This window comes from Thiohalobacter sp. COW1 (assembly GCF_016629505.1).
GTDB lineage: Bacteria > Pseudomonadota > Gammaproteobacteria > Thiohalobacterales > Thiohalobacteraceae > Thiohalobacter > Thiohalobacter thiocyanaticus_A.
Genome location: NZ_AP024239.1, coordinates 1,076,176 through 1,096,187, shown reverse-complemented (window position 1 = coordinate 1,096,187; position 20,012 = coordinate 1,076,176). Strand labels below are relative to the sequence as shown.

General features: G+C 65.1%; 17 protein-coding genes. 9 read left to right on the top strand and 8 right to left on the bottom strand.

What is annotated here, in order from left to right:
• Position 1 precedes the first annotated feature (1 nt).
• The 7 genes from arsS to COW1_RS05045 all read left to right on the top strand — a co-directional run bounded on the left by arsS (position 2) and on the right by COW1_RS05045 (position 9,094).
• Positions 2–961 carry an arsenosugar biosynthesis radical SAM (seleno)protein ArsS gene (gene arsS / locus COW1_RS05075; protein WP_201345619.1) on the top strand — a complete coding sequence of 320 codons (960 nt, stop codon included), beginning with the start codon at positions 2–4 and terminating at the stop codon, positions 959–961.
• Positions 909–1,637: a TIGR04283 family arsenosugar biosynthesis glycosyltransferase gene (locus COW1_RS05070; protein WP_201345618.1), complete on the top strand. Its 729-nt coding sequence runs from the start codon at positions 909–911 to the stop codon at positions 1,635–1,637. The genes arsS and COW1_RS05070 overlap by 53 nt, the downstream gene beginning before the upstream one ends.
• 204 nt (positions 1,638–1,841) lie before the next feature.
• Positions 1,842–2,495, top strand: a complete 654-nt coding sequence (locus COW1_RS05065) for a TIGR04282 family arsenosugar biosynthesis glycosyltransferase (RefSeq protein WP_201345617.1) — start codon at positions 1,842–1,844, stop codon at positions 2,493–2,495.
• Between the two features lie 109 nt (positions 2,496–2,604).
• Positions 2,605–3,435, top strand: a complete 831-nt coding sequence (locus COW1_RS05060; protein WP_201345616.1) for an arsenite methyltransferase — start codon at positions 2,605–2,607, stop codon at positions 3,433–3,435.
• 58 nt (positions 3,436–3,493) lie between these two features.
• Positions 3,494–3,934 carry a thioredoxin TrxC gene (gene trxC / locus COW1_RS05055; protein WP_096366167.1) on the top strand — a complete coding sequence of 147 codons (441 nt, stop codon included), beginning with the start codon at positions 3,494–3,496 and terminating at the stop codon, positions 3,932–3,934.
• A gap of 252 nt (positions 3,935–4,186) precedes the next feature.
• Positions 4,187–7,423, top strand: coding sequence for an EAL domain-containing protein (locus COW1_RS05050; protein WP_201345615.1), 3,237 nt, complete (start codon positions 4,187–4,189; stop codon positions 7,421–7,423).
• An 84-nt stretch (positions 7,424–7,507) separates the two neighbouring features.
• Entirely contained in the window at positions 7,508–9,094 is a 1,587-nt protein-coding gene (locus COW1_RS05045; protein ID WP_242466495.1) for an inorganic phosphate transporter, read from the top strand.
• A gap of 51 nt (positions 9,095–9,145) precedes the next feature.
• Here COW1_RS05045 and COW1_RS05040 read toward each other — a convergent pair whose 3' ends face one another.
• Entirely contained in the window at positions 9,146–9,628 is a 483-nt protein-coding gene (locus COW1_RS05040) for a cytochrome P460 family protein (RefSeq protein ID WP_201345614.1), read from the bottom strand.
• Positions 9,629–9,765: 137 nt separating this feature from the next.
• Here COW1_RS05040 and COW1_RS05035 point away from each other — a divergent pair, with 137 nt between their 5' ends.
• Positions 9,766–10,335 (top strand): MarR family winged helix-turn-helix transcriptional regulator, encoded by a 570-nt coding sequence (locus COW1_RS05035; protein WP_231971480.1) that lies wholly within the window; start codon positions 9,766–9,768, stop codon positions 10,333–10,335.
• Positions 10,336–10,511: 176 nt separating this feature from the next.
• On the opposite strand, the gene COW1_RS05030 is transcribed toward COW1_RS05035, so the two are convergent.
• The 6 genes from COW1_RS05030 to COW1_RS05005 form a co-directional block, all read right to left on the bottom strand.
• Complete coding sequence (locus tag COW1_RS05030) at positions 10,512–11,246, bottom strand: ZIP family metal transporter (protein ID WP_096366172.1); 735 nt, start codon at positions 11,244–11,246, stop codon at positions 10,512–10,514.
• Between the two features lie 77 nt (positions 11,247–11,323).
• Positions 11,324–11,977 (bottom strand): peroxiredoxin, encoded by a 654-nt coding sequence (locus tag COW1_RS05025; protein ID WP_096366173.1) that lies wholly within the window; start codon positions 11,975–11,977, stop codon positions 11,324–11,326.
• Between the two features lie 87 nt (positions 11,978–12,064).
• A complete protein-coding gene (locus tag COW1_RS05020) occupies positions 12,065–12,562 on the bottom strand; it encodes a DUF2202 domain-containing protein (RefSeq protein ID WP_201345613.1) in 498 nt (165 codons plus the stop codon).
• A gap of 69 nt (positions 12,563–12,631) precedes the next feature.
• A complete protein-coding gene (locus COW1_RS05015) occupies positions 12,632–12,835 on the bottom strand; it encodes a DUF2892 domain-containing protein (RefSeq protein ID WP_096366175.1) in 204 nt (67 codons plus the stop codon).
• A gap of 134 nt (positions 12,836–12,969) precedes the next feature.
• Positions 12,970–13,989 (bottom strand): sodium:calcium antiporter, encoded by a 1,020-nt coding sequence (locus tag COW1_RS05010; protein WP_201345612.1) that lies wholly within the window; start codon positions 13,987–13,989, stop codon positions 12,970–12,972.
• 222 nt (positions 13,990–14,211) lie between these two features.
• Positions 14,212–15,177 (bottom strand): calcium/sodium antiporter, encoded by a 966-nt coding sequence (locus COW1_RS05005; protein ID WP_201345611.1) that lies wholly within the window; start codon positions 15,175–15,177, stop codon positions 14,212–14,214.
• Between the two features lie 221 nt (positions 15,178–15,398).
• On the opposite strand from COW1_RS05005, the gene COW1_RS05000 reads away from it, so the two are divergent.
• Entirely contained in the window at positions 15,399–17,639 is a 2,241-nt protein-coding gene (locus COW1_RS05000; protein ID WP_370590886.1) for an NADP-dependent isocitrate dehydrogenase, read from the top strand.
• Positions 17,640–17,727: 88 nt separating this feature from the next.
• Here the strand turns inward: COW1_RS05000 and COW1_RS04995 are convergent, their stop codons facing one another.
• Complete coding sequence (locus COW1_RS04995; protein WP_201345609.1) at positions 17,728–19,935, bottom strand: choice-of-anchor O protein; 2,208 nt, start codon at positions 19,933–19,935, stop codon at positions 17,728–17,730.
• Positions 19,936–20,012: the final 77 nt, after the last annotated feature.

The window sequence follows — 20,012 nt, the reverse complement described above, 5'->3', positions numbered from 1 at the left end:
CATGCACGCCACCCTGCCATTACTGCGCGAAACCGATTTCCCGACCATCCGCCGCGGCCCGCTGCAGACCCTGCAGGCCAATCTCGGCTACAAGTGCAACCAGAGCTGTCTGCACTGTCATGTGAATGCCGGTCCCACCCGCAGCGAGATGATGGACGGTACCACTCTGCAGATGGTGGTGGCCTTCCTGCAGGCCAGCGGCGTGCGGCAGCTGGATCTGACCGGCGGCGCACCCGAACTGCATCCCCGCTTCCGCGAACTGGTCAGTGTGGCACGCGCGCTGGAGGTGGAGGTCATCGACCGTTGCAATCTCACCATTCTGGAGGAACCCGGCCAGGAGGGGCTGGCCGAATTCCTGGCCGAACACCGGGTCGGCATCATCGCCTCCCTGCCCTGTTATCTGGAAGAGAACGTGGAAAGCCAGCGCGGCAAGGGCGTGTATGCCGCCAGCATCCGCGGCCTGCAGCGGTTGAACGCCCTGGGCTACGGGCAGCCCGACAGCGGGCTGGAACTCAATCTGATGTACAACCCGGTCGGTCCCTGGCTGCCACCGCCGCAGGCCGGTCTGGAGGCCGATTACCGGCGCGAACTGGCTGAACGCGAGGGCGTGGTATTCAACCGCCTGTATGCGCTGACCAACATGCCCATCGCCCGCTTCGGCAGCACCCTGATCTCGCATGACGGGTTCGAGGATTACATGGCCCTGCTCAAGTCGGCGCACTGTCCGGACAACCTGAATACGGTGATGTGCCGGAGTCTGATCAGCGTCGACTGGCAGGGTTACGTCTACGACTGCGATTTCAACCAGATGCTCGCGCTCGCCCTGGGAGACGATCGCCCGACCCATCTGTCCGAACTGATCGGCCGGGACCTGGACGGCCGCCCCATTGCCGTGGCCGATCACTGCTATGGCTGCACGGCGGGGCAGGGCAGCAGCTGCGGCGGAGCGCTGGGTGGCTGAACGGCTGTCCATCATCATCCCGGCCCTGAACGAGGCCGGGGGTATCGTCGGTCTGCTCGATGCGCTGCAGCCGCTGCGCGGGCAGGGCCATGAGGTCATACTGGTCGACGGCGGCAGTCAGGATGCCACGCTCGAACTGGCCCGCCCGTATATCGATGCGGCGCTGCAGAGCGCCCCGGGCCGGGCGCGGCAGATGAACGCCGGCGCGCGGGCGGCGGGCGGCGATATTCTCTGGTTCGTGCATGCGGATACCCGGCTCGGTCATGGGCATGCCGCGGCGCTGCTGCAGGCAATGCAAGCCGATCCGGACCGGGCGTGGGGACGATTCGATGTGCGCATCAACGGCCGTGCCCCTCTGCTGGGGTGGGTGGCCCGGATGATGAATCTGCGCTCGCGCCTGACCGGCATCGCCACCGGCGATCAGGGCATCTTCGTGCGACGCGCTGCGTTTCTGGACATCGGCGGCTATGCCGATCAGCCGCTGATGGAGGACGTCGAACTGAGCCGGGCGCTTAAACGCATCAGTCCGCCGCTGTGCCTGCGTCAGTGCATCGAAACCTCCGGCCGGCGCTGGGAGCAGGGCGGAGTGGTCCGCACCATCCTGCTGATGTGGAGCCTGCGTCTGGGTTATTTCCTGGGCCTGGCGCCCGAGCGCCTGGCCCGGCTTTACACTTGAGGATATGGCTGCGAAACCCACTGAATCCACAAAGGAAGCTCTGATCAATCCGTCATGCCGGCGAAGGCCGGCATCCAGGTGTCTGATGCCTCTGGATCCCGGCCTTAGCCGGGATGACGAAGAAGGAATCAATCAGAAGTTTCCTCGAGGAATACGGTTCGTGGATTTCCCGGGTTTGGTGGTCAGTCAGGCGAGTCGCCCGGAATGAATCGTACAGCCAGATACCCGGATGCCCGCCTGCTGCTGTTCGCACGCAGCCCGGTGCGCGGCCGGGTCAAGCGCCGCCTGGCGGCCGAGATGGGCGAACAGGCGGCCTTTGACATTCATTGCGCCATGACCGCGTACCTGGCCGGCATGGCAGGCGGGGCTGCCCTGATGCCGGCCTGCCTGTATGCCTGGCCCGATGTCGATTCACCCTGGCTGCAGAACCTGGCCGCACGTCATGCCCTGCAGCTCCGGGCGCAGCAGGGCAGTGACCTGGGCGAGCGCATGGGCAATGCCCTGGCGGCCGAACTGCGACACGCCGATTTCGCGATCCTGATCGGCAGCGACTGCCCCGGTATCGATCCGGCCTATATTGAAGCTGCCGCCGCGCGGCTGCAGGCGGGCGTGCCCTGGGTGTTCGGACCGGCCATCGACGGTGGCTACGGTCTGGTGGGTACCTGCCGTGCCGATCCGGCGCCCTTCCGGAATATCGACTGGGGTACGGCAGAAGTCATGGCCCAGACCCGCGACCGCTGCCGCGCAGCCGGCCTGGCGTGGGAGGAGTTGGATGCATTGTATGATATCGATACCCGTGAGGACTGGCTGCGGCTGCAGCGCGACAGGCCGGAATTGTGCGGAAATCTGATCCGGTAACGGAGTAACGTAGGATGGGTGAAGCAAGGCGTAACCCATCATTGCGCAGACGGCCAACGATGGGTTGACCCAATCTGCATTCTGTTAATACCGAACGGGAGTAATGGCCATGAGCGAACAACGATCCGATGATATCCGCAACGCCGTGCGCAGCAGCTATGCCGCCGTGGCCGAGGCCAGCGAGGCCGGCGACTGCTGCGGGGTGGAGTCGAGCTGCTGCGGGGTGTCCGACGATGCCGCCATCAATGCCCTGATCTCGACCCGACTGGGTTACAGTCAGGCCGACCTCGAGAGCGTGCCGGAAGGCGCGGACATGGGCCTGGGCTGCGGCAACCCGCGTGCCATTGCCAGCCTGCAGCCGGGCGAGACGGTACTGGACCTGGGCAGCGGCGGCGGCTTCGATGCCTTTCTGGCCGCGGCCGAGGTCGGTGCCTCCGGCCGGGTGATCGGCGTGGACATGACGCCCGAGATGCTGGCCAAGGCGCGCGCCAATGCCCGCAAGGGCAACTATTCGCAGGTCGAATTCCGGCTGGGGGAGATCGAGCACCTGCCGGTGAGCGATGCCAGCGTCGATGTCATCATCTCCAACTGCGTGATCAACCTGTCACCGGACAAGGCACAGGTCTTTCGCGAGGCCTTCCGGGTGCTGAGGCCGGGCGGGCGTCTGGCCATCTCCGACGTGGTGGCCGGTACCGAACTGCCGGAGGCGATGCAACAGGACCTGCAGCTGCACTCGGCCTGTGTGTCCGGTGCCTCCACCGCCGCGGAACTGACCGCGATACTGGCGGCGGCGGGTTTCGCCGACATCCGCATCGAGCCGAAGGACGCGTCGCGCGAGTTCATCCGCGACTGGTTGCCCGGCAGCAGGGTGGAGGACTATGTGCTGTCCGCGACCATCGAGGCAGTCAAGCCCCAGGCCGGACAGGTGAAGGGATCTTGAAAATCACAGGCCGATCCCCATCTGATCGGCATGGAGTTATCGACAGCGGATTTTCGCCATGCCTGAAGCACTGCATCTCGTCTGTCCGCATTGCCAATCGGTCAATCGCATCCCGTCCATGCGCCTGGGCGAGGGGCCCAAATGCGGTAAATGCCACCGGCCGCTGTTCACCGGCGAACCGGTCGACTTGACCCAGGCCGGATTCCAGAAGCAGTTCGAACGCAGCGACATCCCGCTGCTGGTCGATTTCTGGGCCCCCTGGTGCGGGCCGTGCAAGATGATGGCGCCGCAGTTCACCCAGGCCGCGCGGCAGCTCGAACCGCAGCTGCGGCTGGCCAAGGTCAACACCGAGGTCGAGCAGTCACTGGCCGCGCATTTCGGCATCCGCAGCATTCCCACCCTGGCCCTGTTCGCCCGGGGCCGCGAACTGGCCCGCCAGCCCGGCGCGATGGGCGCGGCCGATATCGTGCGCTGGGTGAAACACCACCTCCCCCGCTGAAAGCTGATCGCTGCCCCGGTCGGTTCTGTCCCGCCGGACCGGTCCGATCGCCGGGTTTCATTCCGAAACGCGGATCAAATTCCACAAATCCCGGCCGTTACATGACATGCAGACGCCCTGTATGATGCATTTCCAGCGGGGCGTGGCGGACACTGCCGGGCACCCAGGCCGGCTCTCCGCGCTGGCAGTTAATGAACTGATTTTTATGGAAATCATGTCCGCCAGGGACAGAGCACCGGCGAGCGACAAGATATGCAGAGTCCGCCAACCGACCAGCGTCGCTTCAGCCGCAGCCGCAGTGCCCTGCGGGTGACCTTCTATTACGCCCTGTTCGGCATTGCCTGGATCCTGTCCAGCGACTGGCTGGTGCGCCTGATCGCCGTGGATGCAGACATGCTGCACAGTCTGCAGAACCTCAAGGGGCTGGCCTATGTGCTGCTGTCTGCACTCCTGATCTATGCCCTGATCCGGCACGAGAACCGCAATACCGTCAGCGTGCTCCAGGCGCTCACCACCGAGCGCGAGCGCCTGGCCGGGATCATCGAGGGCACCCGGGTCGGGACCTGGGAGTGGCACATCCCCAGCGGCCGGACCGTGTTCAACGAGCGCTGGGCGGAGCTGATCGGCTACCGCCTGGATGAGTTGATGCCCACCACCACCAGGACCTGGGAAGACCGCGTCCACCCCGAAGACCTGCCGCGGGCGCGCAATGCCCTGCAACGCCATCTGCGCGGCGAACTGGATTACTACGATATCGAACACCGGATGCGCCACCGGGACGGCCACTGGATCTGGATTCATGACCGTGGCCGGGTGCTGGAGTGGGACGACCAGGGCCAGCCGCTGCGCATGCTCGGCACCCACACCGATGTCAGCCGGCGCAAGCGCAACGAGGCCGAGATCGCCCATACCAACCGGCTGTATGCCACCCTCAGCGAGACCAATCAGGCGATCGTGCGCTTCAGCAACCAGGATGAGTTGTTCCGGCAGGTGTGCGATATCGCGGCGAAGTACGGCGGCTTCCGACTGGCCTGGATCGGCCTGCCCGATGCCGACGGCTGGTTGCAGGTGGCTGCCGCCAGCGGGGAACTGGATTATCTCCAGGGATTGCAGGTCTCGGTCGATGCCGGCCGGCCCGAAGGCGGCGGCCCCAGCGGCTGCGCCTTCCGCGAACGCCGACATCAGATCAACAACAACTTCAGCGCCAACCGGGATACCCGGCCCTGGCTGCAGCGGGCTGAGCAGGTCGGTTTCGGGGCCTCTGCCGCCTTTCCCCTGGTCTGCGAGGGCGAGGTCTTCGGGGTGTTCAACATCTACGCCGACACGCCCGGTTATTTCAAGGAACGCGAAATAACACTGCTCGACGAGATGGCGGCCGACATCGGCTTCGGGGTGGAGAACCACCGCCGCCGGCTGCGCCAGATCCGCAGCGAGGCGCGTTTCCATGCCATTGCCGACGGCTTCCCCGACGCCATCGTGCTGGCCGATCCCGAACGGCGCATCGAGTGGATCAACCCGGGATTCGAGCAGACCTTCGGCTACCGGCTGGAGGAACTGCAGGGACAACCGACCCGGATGCTTTATGCCGACGAAAACGATTTCAGTGAGCAGGGGCGGCTGCACTACCACAGCGGGGCGCACACGAGACAATCCCCTTACGAGATGGTGTACCGGAAACAGGATGGCACGGAGTTCGTCGGCGAGACCATCGGCACACCGCTGCGCAGCGAGGCGGGCGAGCTGCTCGGCTACGCCGGCGTGATCCGCGATGTGACCGAGCGCCGCCGCACGGAGGACCGGCTGCGCATCGCCGCGGCCGCCTTCGAGGTCGAGAACGGCATCATGATCACGGACCGGGATCTGCGCATCGAGCAGGTCAACCAGGCCTTCACCCGCATTACCGGCTATACGGCGGAGGAGGCGATCGGCGCCACGCCTGAACTCCTCAAATCCGGCCGCCACAGCGCACGCTTCTACGAGCGGATGTGGCGCGATATCCTCCGTCAGGGCTACTGGCAGGGCGAGGTCTGGAACCGCAAGAAGGACGGCGAGATCTATCCGGGATGGCTGACCATCAGCGTGGTGCATGACACGGCCGGTGAGGTGACCCACTACATCGGTTCGTTCACCGACATTTCGGACCGCAAGGCGGCCGAGCAGCGCATCCATCAGCTGGCTTTCTATGATCCGCTGACCCAGCTCGCCAACCGACGCCTGTTCCTCGACCGGCTCGAACACGCCCGGGCCACCAGCGAACGCAGCCGACAGCACGGGGCGGTTCTGATCCTCGACCTGGATCACTTCAAGCTGCTCAACGACACTCAGGGGCACCATGCCGGTGACGAACTGCTGATCGAGGTCGGTCGACGCATCCGGCGCCAGGTACGGGACTCCGATACCGTGGCGCGGCTGGGCGGCGATGAATTCGTGGTGCTGCTGGAAGCGCTGGCCGAGGACCGTGATCAGGCCGCGGGCTATGTCAGCGAGGTCGCGTCCAAGATCCATGAAAGCCTGATCCAGCCCTACAGCCTGGCCGGAATCAGTGACTACCGGCTCACCGCCAGCCTGGGCGTGACCCTGTTCCAGGGGCGGGAGTCGAGCCAGGAGGAACTGCTCAAGCAGGCCGACGTCGCCCTCTATGAGGGCAAGTCGGCCGGGCGCAATGCCATCCGCTTCTTCAATCCCGACATGCAGCACAAGGTCGAGCAGCGCGCCAGCATGGAGACGGCGCTGTCCCGGGCGCTGGAACAGCGTGAGTTCGAGTTGTACTACCAGCCGCAGATCGACCGCGAGGGTGGGCTGCTGGGCGCCGAGGTGCTGCTGCGCTGGATCCCGGAACCGGGCAAGCGGGTCTCCCCGGCCGAGTTCATTCCACTGGCCGAGGATACCGGGCTGATCGTGCCGCTCGGCTACTGGGTGCTGGAAACCGCCTGTCTGCAGCTGCGAGCCTGGCAGCTGCAGTGCCAGGAGCGGGATTTCAGCCTGGCGGTGAATATCAGCGCGCGGCAGTTCCACCAGCATGACTTCATCCGCCGGCTGCAGGAGATCATCGAGCGCAGCGGCGCGGATCCGCGCGGACTGAAGCTGGAGCTCACCGAGTCCGTGGTCCTGGACGACATCGCCGGCGTGATCGACAAGATCGACGGCCTGCGCCGGCTCGGTCTGGGCTTTTCCATGGATGATTTCGGTACCGGCTACTCATCGTTGTCCTATCTCAAGCGCCTGCCCCTGGACCAGCTCAAGATCGACACCTCCTTCGTTCGCGACCTGGCGCATTCGGCCAACGATCTGGCCATCGTGCGCGCCATCATCGCCATGGGGCACTCGCTCAACCTGCACGTCATCGCCGAGGGTGTGGAGACCGCCGAGCAGAAGGTGTACCTGGAGCGCTACGGCTGCGATGCCTACCAGGGCTATCTGTTCGGCCGTCCCATGGCTGCCAGCGAGTTCGAGTCTCGCTTCATCGTTGCTGCCGCACGGATGGATTAGCCCGGCGCCACACCCTCCCCGTGTCTTCACTGTCATAATTCTGTAATATGCGCCTGTGTCCCGACCGTTCCTGGGAGCAGGCGTTTGAAAGCAAATACCAAAGTCGCTGCCATACGCAGTCCTGAATACTTCCGGCTGACCGCCGGCCTGGTCTTCATGATCGGCGTGTTCGCCTTCGGCATCTGGCACGCCGGGCATCTGCCCACGCTGAGCGGCACCGGCCTGCTGCTGCTGGTCGCCTCGGCCATCGTCGGCGCCTACATGGCCATGAACATCGGCGCCAACGACGTGGCCAACAACATGGGCCCGGCGGTGGGTTCGAAGGCCGTGAGCATGGGCTGGGCGATTGTGATCGCGGCTGTGTTCGAGGCCTTGGGCGCGATCATCGCCGGCGGCGAGGTGGTCAGTACCATCAAGGGCGGCATCATCGATCCGGCCCAGATCCCCCAGGTGTCCGATTTCGCCTGGCTGATGCTGGCCGCGCTGCTGGGCGCGGCCCTGTGGCTGAACCTGGCCACCGCCCTGGGCGCGCCGGTCTCCACCACTCATTCCATCATCGGTGCGGTCATGGGCGCCGGCGTAGCGGCCGGCGGCTGGGGCCTGGTCAACTGGGTCACCATCGGCAAGATCGTGGCCAGCTGGGTGATTTCGCCGCTGCTGGGCGGCGTGATCGCCGTGGCCATCCTGTATTTCATCAAGCGCAGCATCACCTACCGGCGTGACATGAGTCAGGCCGCGGGACGCATCATGCCCTGGCTGGTGGCCCTGATGGCCTGGGCCTTCACCACCTTCATGCTGATCAAGGGCCTCGGCGCGATCCTGCGTCTGCCCATCGGCCAGGCCGTGGGTGTTGGCCTGGTGGTGGCCGCTGTGGTATTTGCCCTGATTCGCACGCCGCTGCGCCGGGCGGCCGCGGCCGGCAGCAATGACAAGAAGGCGGTCAACCAGCTGTTCACCTGGCCGCTGGTGTTCGCCGCCGCGCTGCTGAGTTTTGCCCATGGGGCGAACGACGTGGCCAACGCCATCGGCCCGCTGGCGGCCATCTACGAGACCATTCGCACCGGCGAGGTGGCGGGCAAGGCGCCGGCGCCGCTGTGGATTCTGGTGCTGGGCGCGCTTGGCCTGGCGGCGGGGCTGGCGCTGTACGGATCCAAACTGATCCGGACCGTGGGCAAGGAGATCACCGAACTGGACCGCATGCGTGCCTTCGCCATTGCGCTGTCCGCCACCCTGACCGTGATCCTGGCCGCCCAACTCGGTATGCCGGTCTCCACTACCCATGTCACCATCGGTGCCCTGTTCGGCGTGGGCTTCCTGCGCGAGTACCTCAAGACCAACTACGCCAAGATGGAGAAGATCATCCATGCCGGCCACAAGGGCAGCGACCTGGACGCGGTCGAAGCCTATATGAAGGCCTTTGAGATGGCCCCGGTGGCCGAGAAGCGGGTGATGCTGGCGGAGATGAAGCGCCGCGCCAAGGCCAATGATCCGGACGCACTGGTCTTTGCCAAGAAGGAACGCAAGGCGATGAAGAAGGCCTACAAGAGCGAACTGGTGAAGCGCTCCATGGTGCTGCGCATCGTCGCCGCCTGGGTCATCACCGTGCCGGCCACCGCGGTGCTGGCCGCACTGCTCTTCCGGATCACCACCTGGTGGGATCCGGGGCTCTAGCCCGCGACAGATTCGTCCGGGCCGCCCCGATGCTTCAGTCCGGCAAAGGGCTCACTTCCGCAGCCGGCTGAACACATAATCATGATCGCGCTGCGAGGTGTGGCACTGGAAGCAGGCCGTGTCGGCCTCCTTTCCCACCGCACGTCGCCCACGGTCGCCCTCGGCGAAGCCCTCGAAGCCCCAGCCGCCGGTTTCGGCATAGCGTTCGCTGTCCTTGTGCATCACCCCCAGCACCTTGCGTGATCCCTCGGTGACCGCATTCCCCCCGTGCTCGGCCTCGAGCAGATCGAACACGATGACCGCGCCGTCCGGGAAGCTGCCTGCCTGATAGCCCTCCAGTGCCGCATCGTTGGCGTACAGATGATGGATGCCGCCGAAGGCCTCGTACAGGTCATGACCTTCCTCGATCACCATGCTCTTGACGTGGTGCCAGTCGCGGTAGTCCTCGGGATAGGGCACGCCATTGTCGTCCGCGAGGATGGGGGCTGAACTGATTCCGGCCAGGATGGCGAGTGAGAGTGCAGTACGGATCATGATAATCCCTCCTTTATATATAATAAACAATTAACTATAGTATTAATTTAATACAGATTATATGAATCGAGTCGATACAAAATGAAGTATTGACCCGACGCGCCTGCTTGTCAATAAATGCTTTGAGGCGATACATTATGAGTATGAACCTCTCTGCCTTACTGCTCGAACGCCTGGGTGCATTGATCCATCAATCCGTGCGTGAGGACGCCGCCCGTCACGGCCTGCTGCCCATCCATGTGCAGGTGCTCGGCTACCTGGCCCAGGCCAACCGCTACAGCGATCTGCCCATTGCCATCGCCGAATACTTCGGTATTACCCGCGGCACCGTGTCCCAGTCCCTGGCGGTACTGGAGCGCAAGGGCCTGCTGGTCAAGCGGCCGGACCCGAAACACGGCCGACGCATCCACCTGGAACTGACCCGGGCGGGCAGGGCGGTGCTCGAGCGCAGCTGGGCGCAGCGGCTGGATGCGGCACTGGCCGCGGCCGATGCCGGAGGCGAGGCGCTCGAGATCGGGCTGCGGTCGCTGCTGGCAGAACTGCAGCGCCTCAATGGCCAGCGGGCCTTCGGTATCTGTCGTCAGTGTGTGCATTTCCAGGGCAGCCCGGAGAATGCCAGCTGCGGCCTGACCGGTGAGCCCCTTGCCGAAGAGCAGACCGGGCGGTTGTGTCGTGAGTGGTCGCAGGCGGGTGGACAGGAAAGCTAGACCGGGGCGGTCAGCGCGACAGACGCATGTCCGTACAGGAGTGATGAACCGCCCCGGGTTTCGCGGAGGCTGTTTGGTTTAAGTCAGGGCGCGATTGCCTCCTGACTGGCGAGTTGCCGGTAATAGAACGCTACGGTTTCCATATGCGTCGCAACCGTTTCCGCCAGGGCGCCCGTTCAGGCTTTTGACGCGACGATGATCATTGCGACGAACACACCGCCGGCCAGGGCAACCAGGCTGTATCGCCTGTGCTCCTGTTCCGCCCGGGGCAGCAGGTGGGTGGCGCCGACATAGACCAGGGCGCCGGCGGACAGCGACAGCAGGGCGCCCAGCATATCCCGGTCAATCGCGCTGATGAAGGGATAGGAGACCAGCATGCCCAGCGGCGTGGTTGCCGCAGCCGCCAGGAACGCCAGGAGCACGGCCCTGCGCTCGGCGATGCCGCCGCGTACGAGTAGCAGATAGGTGATGATGCCTTCCGGAAATTCGTGCAGCACCATCCCCAGGGTCGCCAGGTAGCCCGTGAGGATGCTGACAGTGAAGGTGATGGAGTAGATAAAGCCGTCAATGAGGGAGTGCAAACCGATGCCGAGCATGGGGATCAGGCCGATGGCATAGTCCTTCCGCTCGGGATCGCGTTCGCAGACGAAGGCAGTGACGAATCGATTGAACAGGTGCAGTCCCAGGAACCCGGCCAGCAGCCAGAAGGGTGCCTGAGGATTCATTGAGAAGGACTTCGGGATGATGTGCAGAAAGGAAGCTGATACCAGCACCCCCGCCGCGAAGCACATGAAGTAGGTGGTGTTGCGATGTCCCCAGGCGGTGAAGCGCCGGATGGTATAGATGCCCAGGCTCGTCACCAGGGCGGCAAGGCTGCTTGCGATCAGGGCAGTCCAGAAGCTGTTTTCCATCACTGGCCTTTATCGTGCCGGGCTGCGGCGGCAAATCAAAAAGCCGCCCCGGATCGGGGCGGCTTGGTTGTGGCGGATCAGATCGCCTTCTTGCAGAAGTACCAGTCGGTGCATTCGTAGCCTTCGTTCATGCGCTTCTCGGCATCATCCGCGGTTCCGGGCGGCGGCACGATGACCTTATCGCCCGGCTGCCAGCCTTCCGGCGTGGCGACCTTGTTCTGGTCCGAGGTCTGCAGGGCCGAGACCAGGCGCACGAACTCCGGAATCGAACGACCGTTGGTCATCGGGTAGTAGACCATGGCGCGCAGGATGCCCTTGTCGTCGATGATGAAGGTCGCCCGCACCGCGGAGGTGTCGGCCGCCCCCGGGTGGATCATGCCGTAGGCCTTCGCCACCTTCATGCTCAGGTCCTCGATGATCGGGAACGGGATCTCGACTCCGAACTTCTCCTTGATATTGCGCACCCAGGCCACGTGCGAGTAGTAGCTGTCGATGGACAGGCCGAGCAGGTCGCAGTTGAGCTTCTGGAACTCCGGGTAGGCCTGGGCAAAGGCCATGAACTCGGTGGTGCAGACCGGGGTGAAGTCGGCCGGGTGCGAGAACAGCACCAGCCACTTGCCCTTGTAATCGGACAGCTTCTTCACGCCGTGGGTGGTCTTGGCCTCGAAGTCCGGGGCCGGTTCGTTTATGTGGGGCATGCCGTAGGACTGGGTTTCGGTGTCATTGCTCATGAGGGGTCTCCTTGTCTGAATTACTGCATGATTCGTTGAACACGGTTGCTACTATAGAGCGGCCGTGAACTTCTGTTAAATCGATTGTTACAATTTACCTGATAGGCGATACCTATTGCTGTCGCCTCGTCGACATCCGCTGCGGCCGTGGCTTCTGTTCCGGCTATGTCCCTGGCCGTTGCCGGTTGCTGCGCAGCGGCGGAAGGCCGGCAGATGACGCTGCTGCGAGGCCGCCTGCAGATTGCGCAGCACCGCAAGTATGTCCTCGCGGTGGGTGGTCTGCAGCAGGCGCTCGTACATTTCGCCATTGGCGATCTCGGCGGCCACGCCCGCGGCACAGGCCTCCTGCAGGCTGGCGTAGCGTTCCACCCGGCCCGGCCAGGGATTGGCGGGCACCGGCAGGCCATGGTCCAGGAACAGGGAGCGTACGGCCTCGATGTGACGCGCCTCGGCCTCGCGAATGTTGCTGAACGGCCTGACCTCGCCGAAATCCCGGATCACCTGGTCGTAGGTCGCCCAGGCGCGATACTCATCGTCGAGTGCCTCGTGGAGGGTGCGGATTTCGGCTTCGGTCAGGATATCCATGAATACAGGATAGGCGATGCAGCCCGCAGATGCGCTGACCTGCGTCAGCTGAACGCCTGCCGAGACGAATTACTGGAAGGCCTGCCCGGGTTTCGCGCCCAGGGCCCTGACGATGCGCGCCAGCGGACAGAAGCCGGTGAAGGCCGACTGCAGCAGATTGGCGCCCACGAAGGCGGTCAGCCACAGCCAGTACGGACTGTGCAACTGGGCCAGGACAAGGCTGAGCAGCACCATTGCACCGGCGAAGGCAAGCACGATACGGTCGATTGACATCCTGTTTCTCCCTGCTTAAGACAGCCATCCGGATCCGCCATGCCGATCCGGTAGGCCGAGATATAGTCCATATCCGAGGCTTGTCAGGAGGGGGCAGTGCCGGCTGGTGCAGATGCCGCTTGTTCCGGGGGTGTTCAGCCACCCGCGATGATGATCGCCAGCGCAGCTGCGTAAATGGTCAGGATCAGCGCACTCTCGAAGCCGATCCGGCCGATGCCATAGGTCTCGCGCCGCACCAGCCCCAGCAGCAGAATGCCGGTCATCAGGATGCTGACCAGGCCCCAGGTCATCTGCACCGGCGCCATGTCGTGATAGATGGGCCCGCCGGGGTAGCCCGCGTCGGCGGCGGCCACGACCAGCATGTTGAAGCAGTTGGTACCGAAGATGTTGCTTACCGCCAGCGTGAGCGCGCCGGCCCGGATGGCCGCGATGGTGGTGACCAGTTCGGGCGTGGAGGTGGCCACCGCGGTGAACAGGCCGCCGACCAGGGTTTCGGACAACCCGGACTGATCGCTGATGACCTTGGCGGCCTCCATCAGGACCCAGCCGGCCAGGCCGGTCACCGCGGCCAGGACGATGAAGCTGAGCCAGGCCAGGCTCAGTCCGCCGCGGCGGTGATGTACCGGTTTGTCCGGCACGGTCTGGCGGGTGTGCCGCGGGAACCACATGGGACGTTCCTCTGACCGCATGACCAGATGCAGGCCGAACAGGTAGGCGGCCACGATAATGGGGGTGACCGGATGCACACCGCCCAGGGCCACCGGTGGCGTGGCGATCGCGAGCAGCGGCAGGGTCAGCAGCACGATCAGCAGTGCCGCCAGCATCAGGGTGGTGGGGGAGGCGGCCGCGTGTTCCAGGTTGGCCTTGCGGTAGACCACGTCCGCAATGCCGAGAAACACCAGATTCACCGCCATGCTGCCCATGACATTGCTCATGGCCAGGTCGGGCCGGGCGTCCAGCGCCGCGCTCAGGGTGGCGGCGAAGTCAGGCAGCGAGGTCACGCCCGCGAGCAGGAAGATGCCGAACAGGGCCTCGCCGAGACCGGTGCGGTCGGCCAGCTCGTCGGCTACCCGCGCCAGCCGGCTGCCGGCGGTGACGATGACCAGGGCGGCGGCGCTGAAGGCAATGATGCTGATGGTCAGGGATTCGAACATCGGTGTCCCGGGTTTATCCGGCCTGAAGCGATGCAGGTCGGGTTGCGCCCTGCGGGCTGCCCCGACCTGCCGGGCTCCCGTAGGATGGATGGAGCGAAGCGCAACCCAATCTTTGACTCGTCGCGCGACTGACCCGATGGGTTGCGGCGCCATGCGCCTTCACCCATCCTACAATCCTGATTCGGTAGGATGGGTGGAGCGAAGCGCAACCCATCATTGGCGCTACAGCAGACCATACGCCAGCCAGCCGGTATACCCAATATAACAGGCCAGCAGGACGCCGCCTTCGAAGCGGTTGATCCGGCCCGGCCCCCGGAAACCGTAGCCGAACACGAACAACGACAGCGTCAGGGCACCCATCACGAGCATGTCGCGGGAAAACACCTCCGGTCCGGCCGCCAGCGGGGCGATGGCGCCGGCGATGCCGACCACGGCCAGGGTGTTGAACAGGTTGGAGCCGATGATGTTGCCCAGTGCCAGGTCATGCTCGCCCTTGCGCGCCGCGATGATGGAGGAGGCCAGCTCCGGCAGCGAGGTGCCGATGGCGACTACCGTCAGGCCGATGACGAGATCGCTCACGCCGAGCTGCTGGGCGATGGTCACTGCGCCCCAGACCAGCAGGCGGGAACTGGCGATCAGCACCAGCAGGCCGAGGCCCAGCCACAGCAACGCCCGTGACAGGGGCATGGGATGGGCGGCCAGTTCCTGATCCATTTCAGCACCCAGCGCGTCGCTGCGCCCGCGCAGCCCCTGGCGGATGCTCCAGCCCATGATGAGGACGAACACCGCCAGCAGGCCCAGGGCGTCCGTCCGGCTTACGCTGCCGTCATGAAGCTGCCAGGCGGCCAGGGCGGTCACGGCGGCGAGCAGCGGCAGCTCCTTGCGCAGCACCTGCGAATGTACGGCGATGGGACTGAGCAGGGCGGTGATGCCGAGGATCAGCGCGATGTTGGTGATGTTGGAACCGTAGGCATTGCCGAGCGCGATGCCCGGATTGCCCTGGGCCGCGGCCAGGCCCGAGACGACCATCTCCGGAGCCGAGGTGCCGAAGCCGACCACCACCATGCCGATCAGCAGCGCCGGCATGCCGAAGTGCCGGGCCAGGGCCGCGGCGCCGGCGACGAAGCGATCGGCGCTCCAGATCAGCAGGGCGAAACCGGCGATGACGGCGAGCAGGGGGGTAGTCATACAGGGTCACTCAAGGGCGTCATCCCCGCGTAGGCGGGGATCCAGCAACCACGGCGGCTAATGGATTCCCGCCTGCGCGGGAATGACGGTGTCTGCAGTCCAGGCTGCATCATAACAGCTGCCGTCTCGGCGACAACTCCATCCGGGCTAGTGCACCCACCGAGGCTGAAATATAATGCGCGCTGCACCGGGTCCGCCCCACCATTCACCCGTAATCAGGAATGCCCTCAATGTCCGATCCCAGCATCATCTACACCGAGACCGACGAAGCCCCGGCCCTGGCGACCCATTCCTTCCTGCCCATGGTGCAGGCCTTCACATCGGCGGCCGGCATCCGGGTCGAGACCCGCGATATTTCGCTGGCCGGACGCATCATCGCCGCCTTCCCCGAGCGGCTGACCGAGACCCAGCGCCGTCCCGATGCCCTGGCCGAACTGGGCGAACTGGCAAAGACGCCGGAAGCCAGCATCATCAAGCTGCCCAACATCAGTGCCTCCATCCCCCAGCTCAATGCCGCCATCCGCGAACTGCAGGCGCAGGGCTTTGAGCTGCCGGACTATCCCCACGAGCCGGCCACGGCGGAGGAGGAGCAGATCAAGGCCCGTTACGCGAAGGTGCTGGGCAGCGCGGTCAATCCGGTGCTGCGCGAGGGCAACTCGGACCGGCGTGTGGCCGGGGCGGTGAAGGAATATGCGCGCCGCCATCCGCACCGCATGGGCGAATGGTCCGCGGACTCGAAGACCCGCGTGGCCTCGATGGAGAGTGGGGATTTCCACGGCAGCGAACAGTCCGCGGTCATCGACACCGCCGGCGGGGTGAAGATCGAACTGGTGGCAGAAGACGGCGGCACGCAGCTGCTGAAGGAGAAGGTCGCAGTGGGCGCGGGCGAGGTCATCGACGCCTCGGTCATGAACTGTGGCACCCTGCGTGAGTTCTTCGAACAGGCTACCGAACAGGCGAAACGGGACGGCGTGCTGCTGTCGCTGCATCTCAAGGCCACCATGATGAAGGTTTCCGATCCCATCATCTTCGGTCACGCTGTGAGCGTTTATTTCAGGGAAGTCTTCAATAAGCACGCCGACACCTTCAAACAGCTCGGCGTCGATCCACGCTACGGCATGGCGGACCTGTATACCCGACTGCAGGAACTGCCTGAAGACCAGCGCCAGGCCGTCGAGGACGACATCCAGGAGGTGTATGAAAGCCGGCCCGAGCTGGCCATGGTCGATTCCAGTCGCGGCATCACCAACCTGCATGTGCCCAGCGACGTCATCATCGATGCCTCCATGCCCGCGGCCATCCGCGCCGGCGGGAAGATGTGGGGACCGGACGACGGTCAGCATGACACCCTGGCCATGATCCCGGACCGCAACTATGCCGGCGTCTACCAGGCCACCATCGACTTCTGCAAACAGCACGGCGCCTTCGATCCCGCCACCATGGGCAGTGTCAGCAATGTGGGCCTGATGGCGCAGAAGGCCGAGGAGTACGGCTCGCATGACAAGACCTTCGAGATCCCGGCCGCCGGCACGGTGCGTGTGATCGATACGCAGGGCAGGGTGCTGCTCGAGCATGCGGTCGAGGCCGGCGACATCTGGCGCATGTGCCAGACGAAGGACCTGCCCATCCGCGACTGGGTCAAGCTGGCCGTGACCCGCGCCCGGCTCACCGGGCAACCGGCGGTGTTCTGGCTGGACCCGGAGCGCGCCCACGACGCCAACCTGATCGCCAGGGTCGAGGCGTATCTTCAGGAGCACGACACCGACGGGCTGGAGATCCGCATCATGACGCCGGCCGAGGCCACCCGCTACACCCTGGAGCGGATGCGGCGCGGCGAGGACACCATCTCGGTCACCGGCAACGTGCTGCGCGACTATCTCACCGACCTTTTCCCCATCCTGGAGTTGGGCACCAGCGCCAAGATGCTTTCCATCGTGCCGCTGCTGGCCGGCGGCGGCCTGTACGAGACCGGCGCCGGCGGCTCTGCGCCCAAGCACGTGCAGCAACTGCTCGAGCAGAATCACCTGCGCTGGGATTCGCTGGGCGAGTTCCTGGCCCTGGCGGTGGCGCTGGAGGAGTACGGCCGCAAGCAGGACAACGCCCGCGCCGGTGTGATCGCCCGGGCCCTGCATCAGGCCAACAGCGATTACCTCAACAACAACAAGTCGCCCTCGCGCAAGGTCGGCGAACCGGACACCCGGGCCAGTCATTATTACCTGACCCTGTACTGGGCCCGGGCGCTGGCAGCGCAGGACGAGGATGCAGGACTGAAGAAAATCTTTTCGCCGGTGGCGCAGCGGCTGCAGGAAGCCGAGCAGACGATTCTCGATGAGCTGAACGCAGTGCAGGGAACGCCGGCGGATCTGGGAGGTTACTACCATCCGGACCGGGAAAGGACTGCGCAGGTGATGCGGCCGAGTGCCACCCTCAATGCCGTGATCGACGGCCTGAGCGGGAGTTGACGGGGTCTGGGCTCCGGCCGGAAAGCCATCGACCATGAAAAAGGCGCCACCCTGAGGTGGCGCCTTTTTGTTTGCCGGAACTGCCGTGTCAGCCGGAGTGTGCAGCGCGACGGCGCAGTCCGAGCCAGACCAGTCCCGCCAGGGCCACGCCGGGCAGCAGCGGGTCGAACCCGGTTCCGGTCCCGGCCAGGGTGCAGCCGCCACCACCGCCGCCGCTGGAAGGCGCGGGGGCCGGCTCTGCATTATCGACCTCTGTCGGTACGGCCGTGGTGAACTTGGCCAGAGTCTCGGTATCGCTCACGATCTGGTTCCAGACCCCATACAGCTTGTTGCCGTCTGGCCGCACCTGCAGCTGGGACTCGAAGGCGCTTTCGGTCTCCTCGTCCACCAGCGGCCCGCCGAACAGGCCCTGCGCCACGGACAGTTGTGTCACCGGCTCGAAGGTGGCGCCGCCATCCGTGGTACGGGTGATGGACAGGCCCAGTTCCTCCGGCTCCTCGGGTGCCCACGGCGAGACGTTGGTCTGTGAGCCCCAGGCGACATAGAAGACATCGCTGTTGCGGCACTCGGTCGCTTCGGTGGCGCAGCTGTCTCCATCCGGCGGAGTGCCGACCAGGCGCGGCTCGCGCGCGATGACCTCGGTGTCGGTGATCTGACTGATCTGCTGCGGGGCCGACCAGGTCCCGGCACCTGCCGTGCTGTCCCAACTGAACTTGCGGATCCAGAAGTTGTAGTTGTCCATGTTGAGATAGGTCAGCAGCGCTAGGTTCTCCGTATAATTGTAGCCCAGCCAGAGACTGTTGCCGCGCAGCAGGCCGCGATGGGCCAGGGCGTTCTCGGTGAACTGGTCTTCGGTGTCATCCAGCAGATTGTCGTGGCTGCCGGCGGCGACATCCTTGGTCTGGCTGGAAATGTTCTCCGCCCGGACATGCCCGTTGTCGAACAGGGTCTGGGTGGTGGCGTAGTCGGACACCGCGCAGCCGGGAGATACAGCCGGCTGCATGTTGGCCGGAGCAATACCGTCGATGCCGCGGCGGAACATGATGTCCGACGGACCGCCCTGGGTGTTAATGCCTTCCTTCCAGAAGATGCCGATCTGCATGCCGCCCGCGCCCGCATCCGTCGGGCTCTGGGTGACGAAGCGTACCCGCCGGGCGTTCTTGGTGGGATCGCTCAGGATGCAGCCCGCCTCGCCCGTCGGCGGCGTGGTGGCGGGGAAGGTCAGGTAGCGGATGAACTTGCCTTCATCCAGGCCCTGAGAGCCCTTGGTCTCCTCCCAGCCCATGATCACCGCGCTGCCGACCGAGCCCAGATTGGAGCGCGAGGCACCGGCCTGGCCTTTCTCGATCAGGCCGTCGTCCACGGGCGTGTTGGCGCCATCAAAGACGATGGGCAGGCTGCCCTCGGTGCCGAAGCTGGTGCCGTCGTGGTTGTCCGTGACCCGCACCGGGGCGTTCCAGGCCCCGAGGGTCGTGCCGCCGGTGACCGTGGTCCAGCTGTACCAGATGTCGGTGCCGCCGCTGACATTGGCGCCGGAGGCGCCGTCACCGGGGCCTTCCGCCTCACCGAGCTCGAGGCCGGTGGGATCCTCCTGCCAGGTGACGGCCCAGAAGGCCGTGGTGCCGCGGTTCACGTCCTGCTTGGCAGCGCGCTCACCCGTACTGAGCTGGACGGCGGGCTGCCAGGTCTGGCCATAGTCTTCGGAATGAGCGACCCAGGTGCAGGTGAAGGGGATGATGCGACTGTCGCGCTCGATGTAGAGCCGGGCGCGCTGGTCACCGCCGGGGCAGTAGTGGCTGACCCAGCTGACTACGGTCACCCCATTGGGGTTGATGAAGCCGTTGGGCTTCTCCGCATCGCCATAGAAGGCTTCAGGGCCGTTGCCGCGCCAGTTGGTACTGATGCTGGTCTGGGTGGCGGACTGGGAGATGTTGACCGGGGCGGTCCAGTGCGCGTCCTCCAGACAGGAGTTGGCGAGGCTGTCGCAGGTGCGCACGAACAGGTCGCGGGGCGGGCGCTCGTCCTGGGCCTTGAGGTCGTAGACCTGGAAGTCGGCCTCCAGGACCCCACCCGGCGGGCTGACGTAATCGCCGTAGACGGCGACCAGCATGCCGTTGCGGTGGCGGAACAGCTTCGACTTGTTGGCGCCGGTGCCCAGCGCGGCACCCGGACCGGCGGGTTCGGCGCTGGAAATGGTGATCGGATCTTCGACGGCCAGCTGGGTCAGGGCATAAGCGGCCGTGGTGGCCAGCACTGCGCTGACGGCCAGGGTCAGGGTGGTTTTTCTGTGTGCCATGCTGAAACGCTCCTAGCGTTGGTGTAGTGATGTGCGCAAACAGATATAACAGAATTTCAGCGACTGTAACTGCGCTA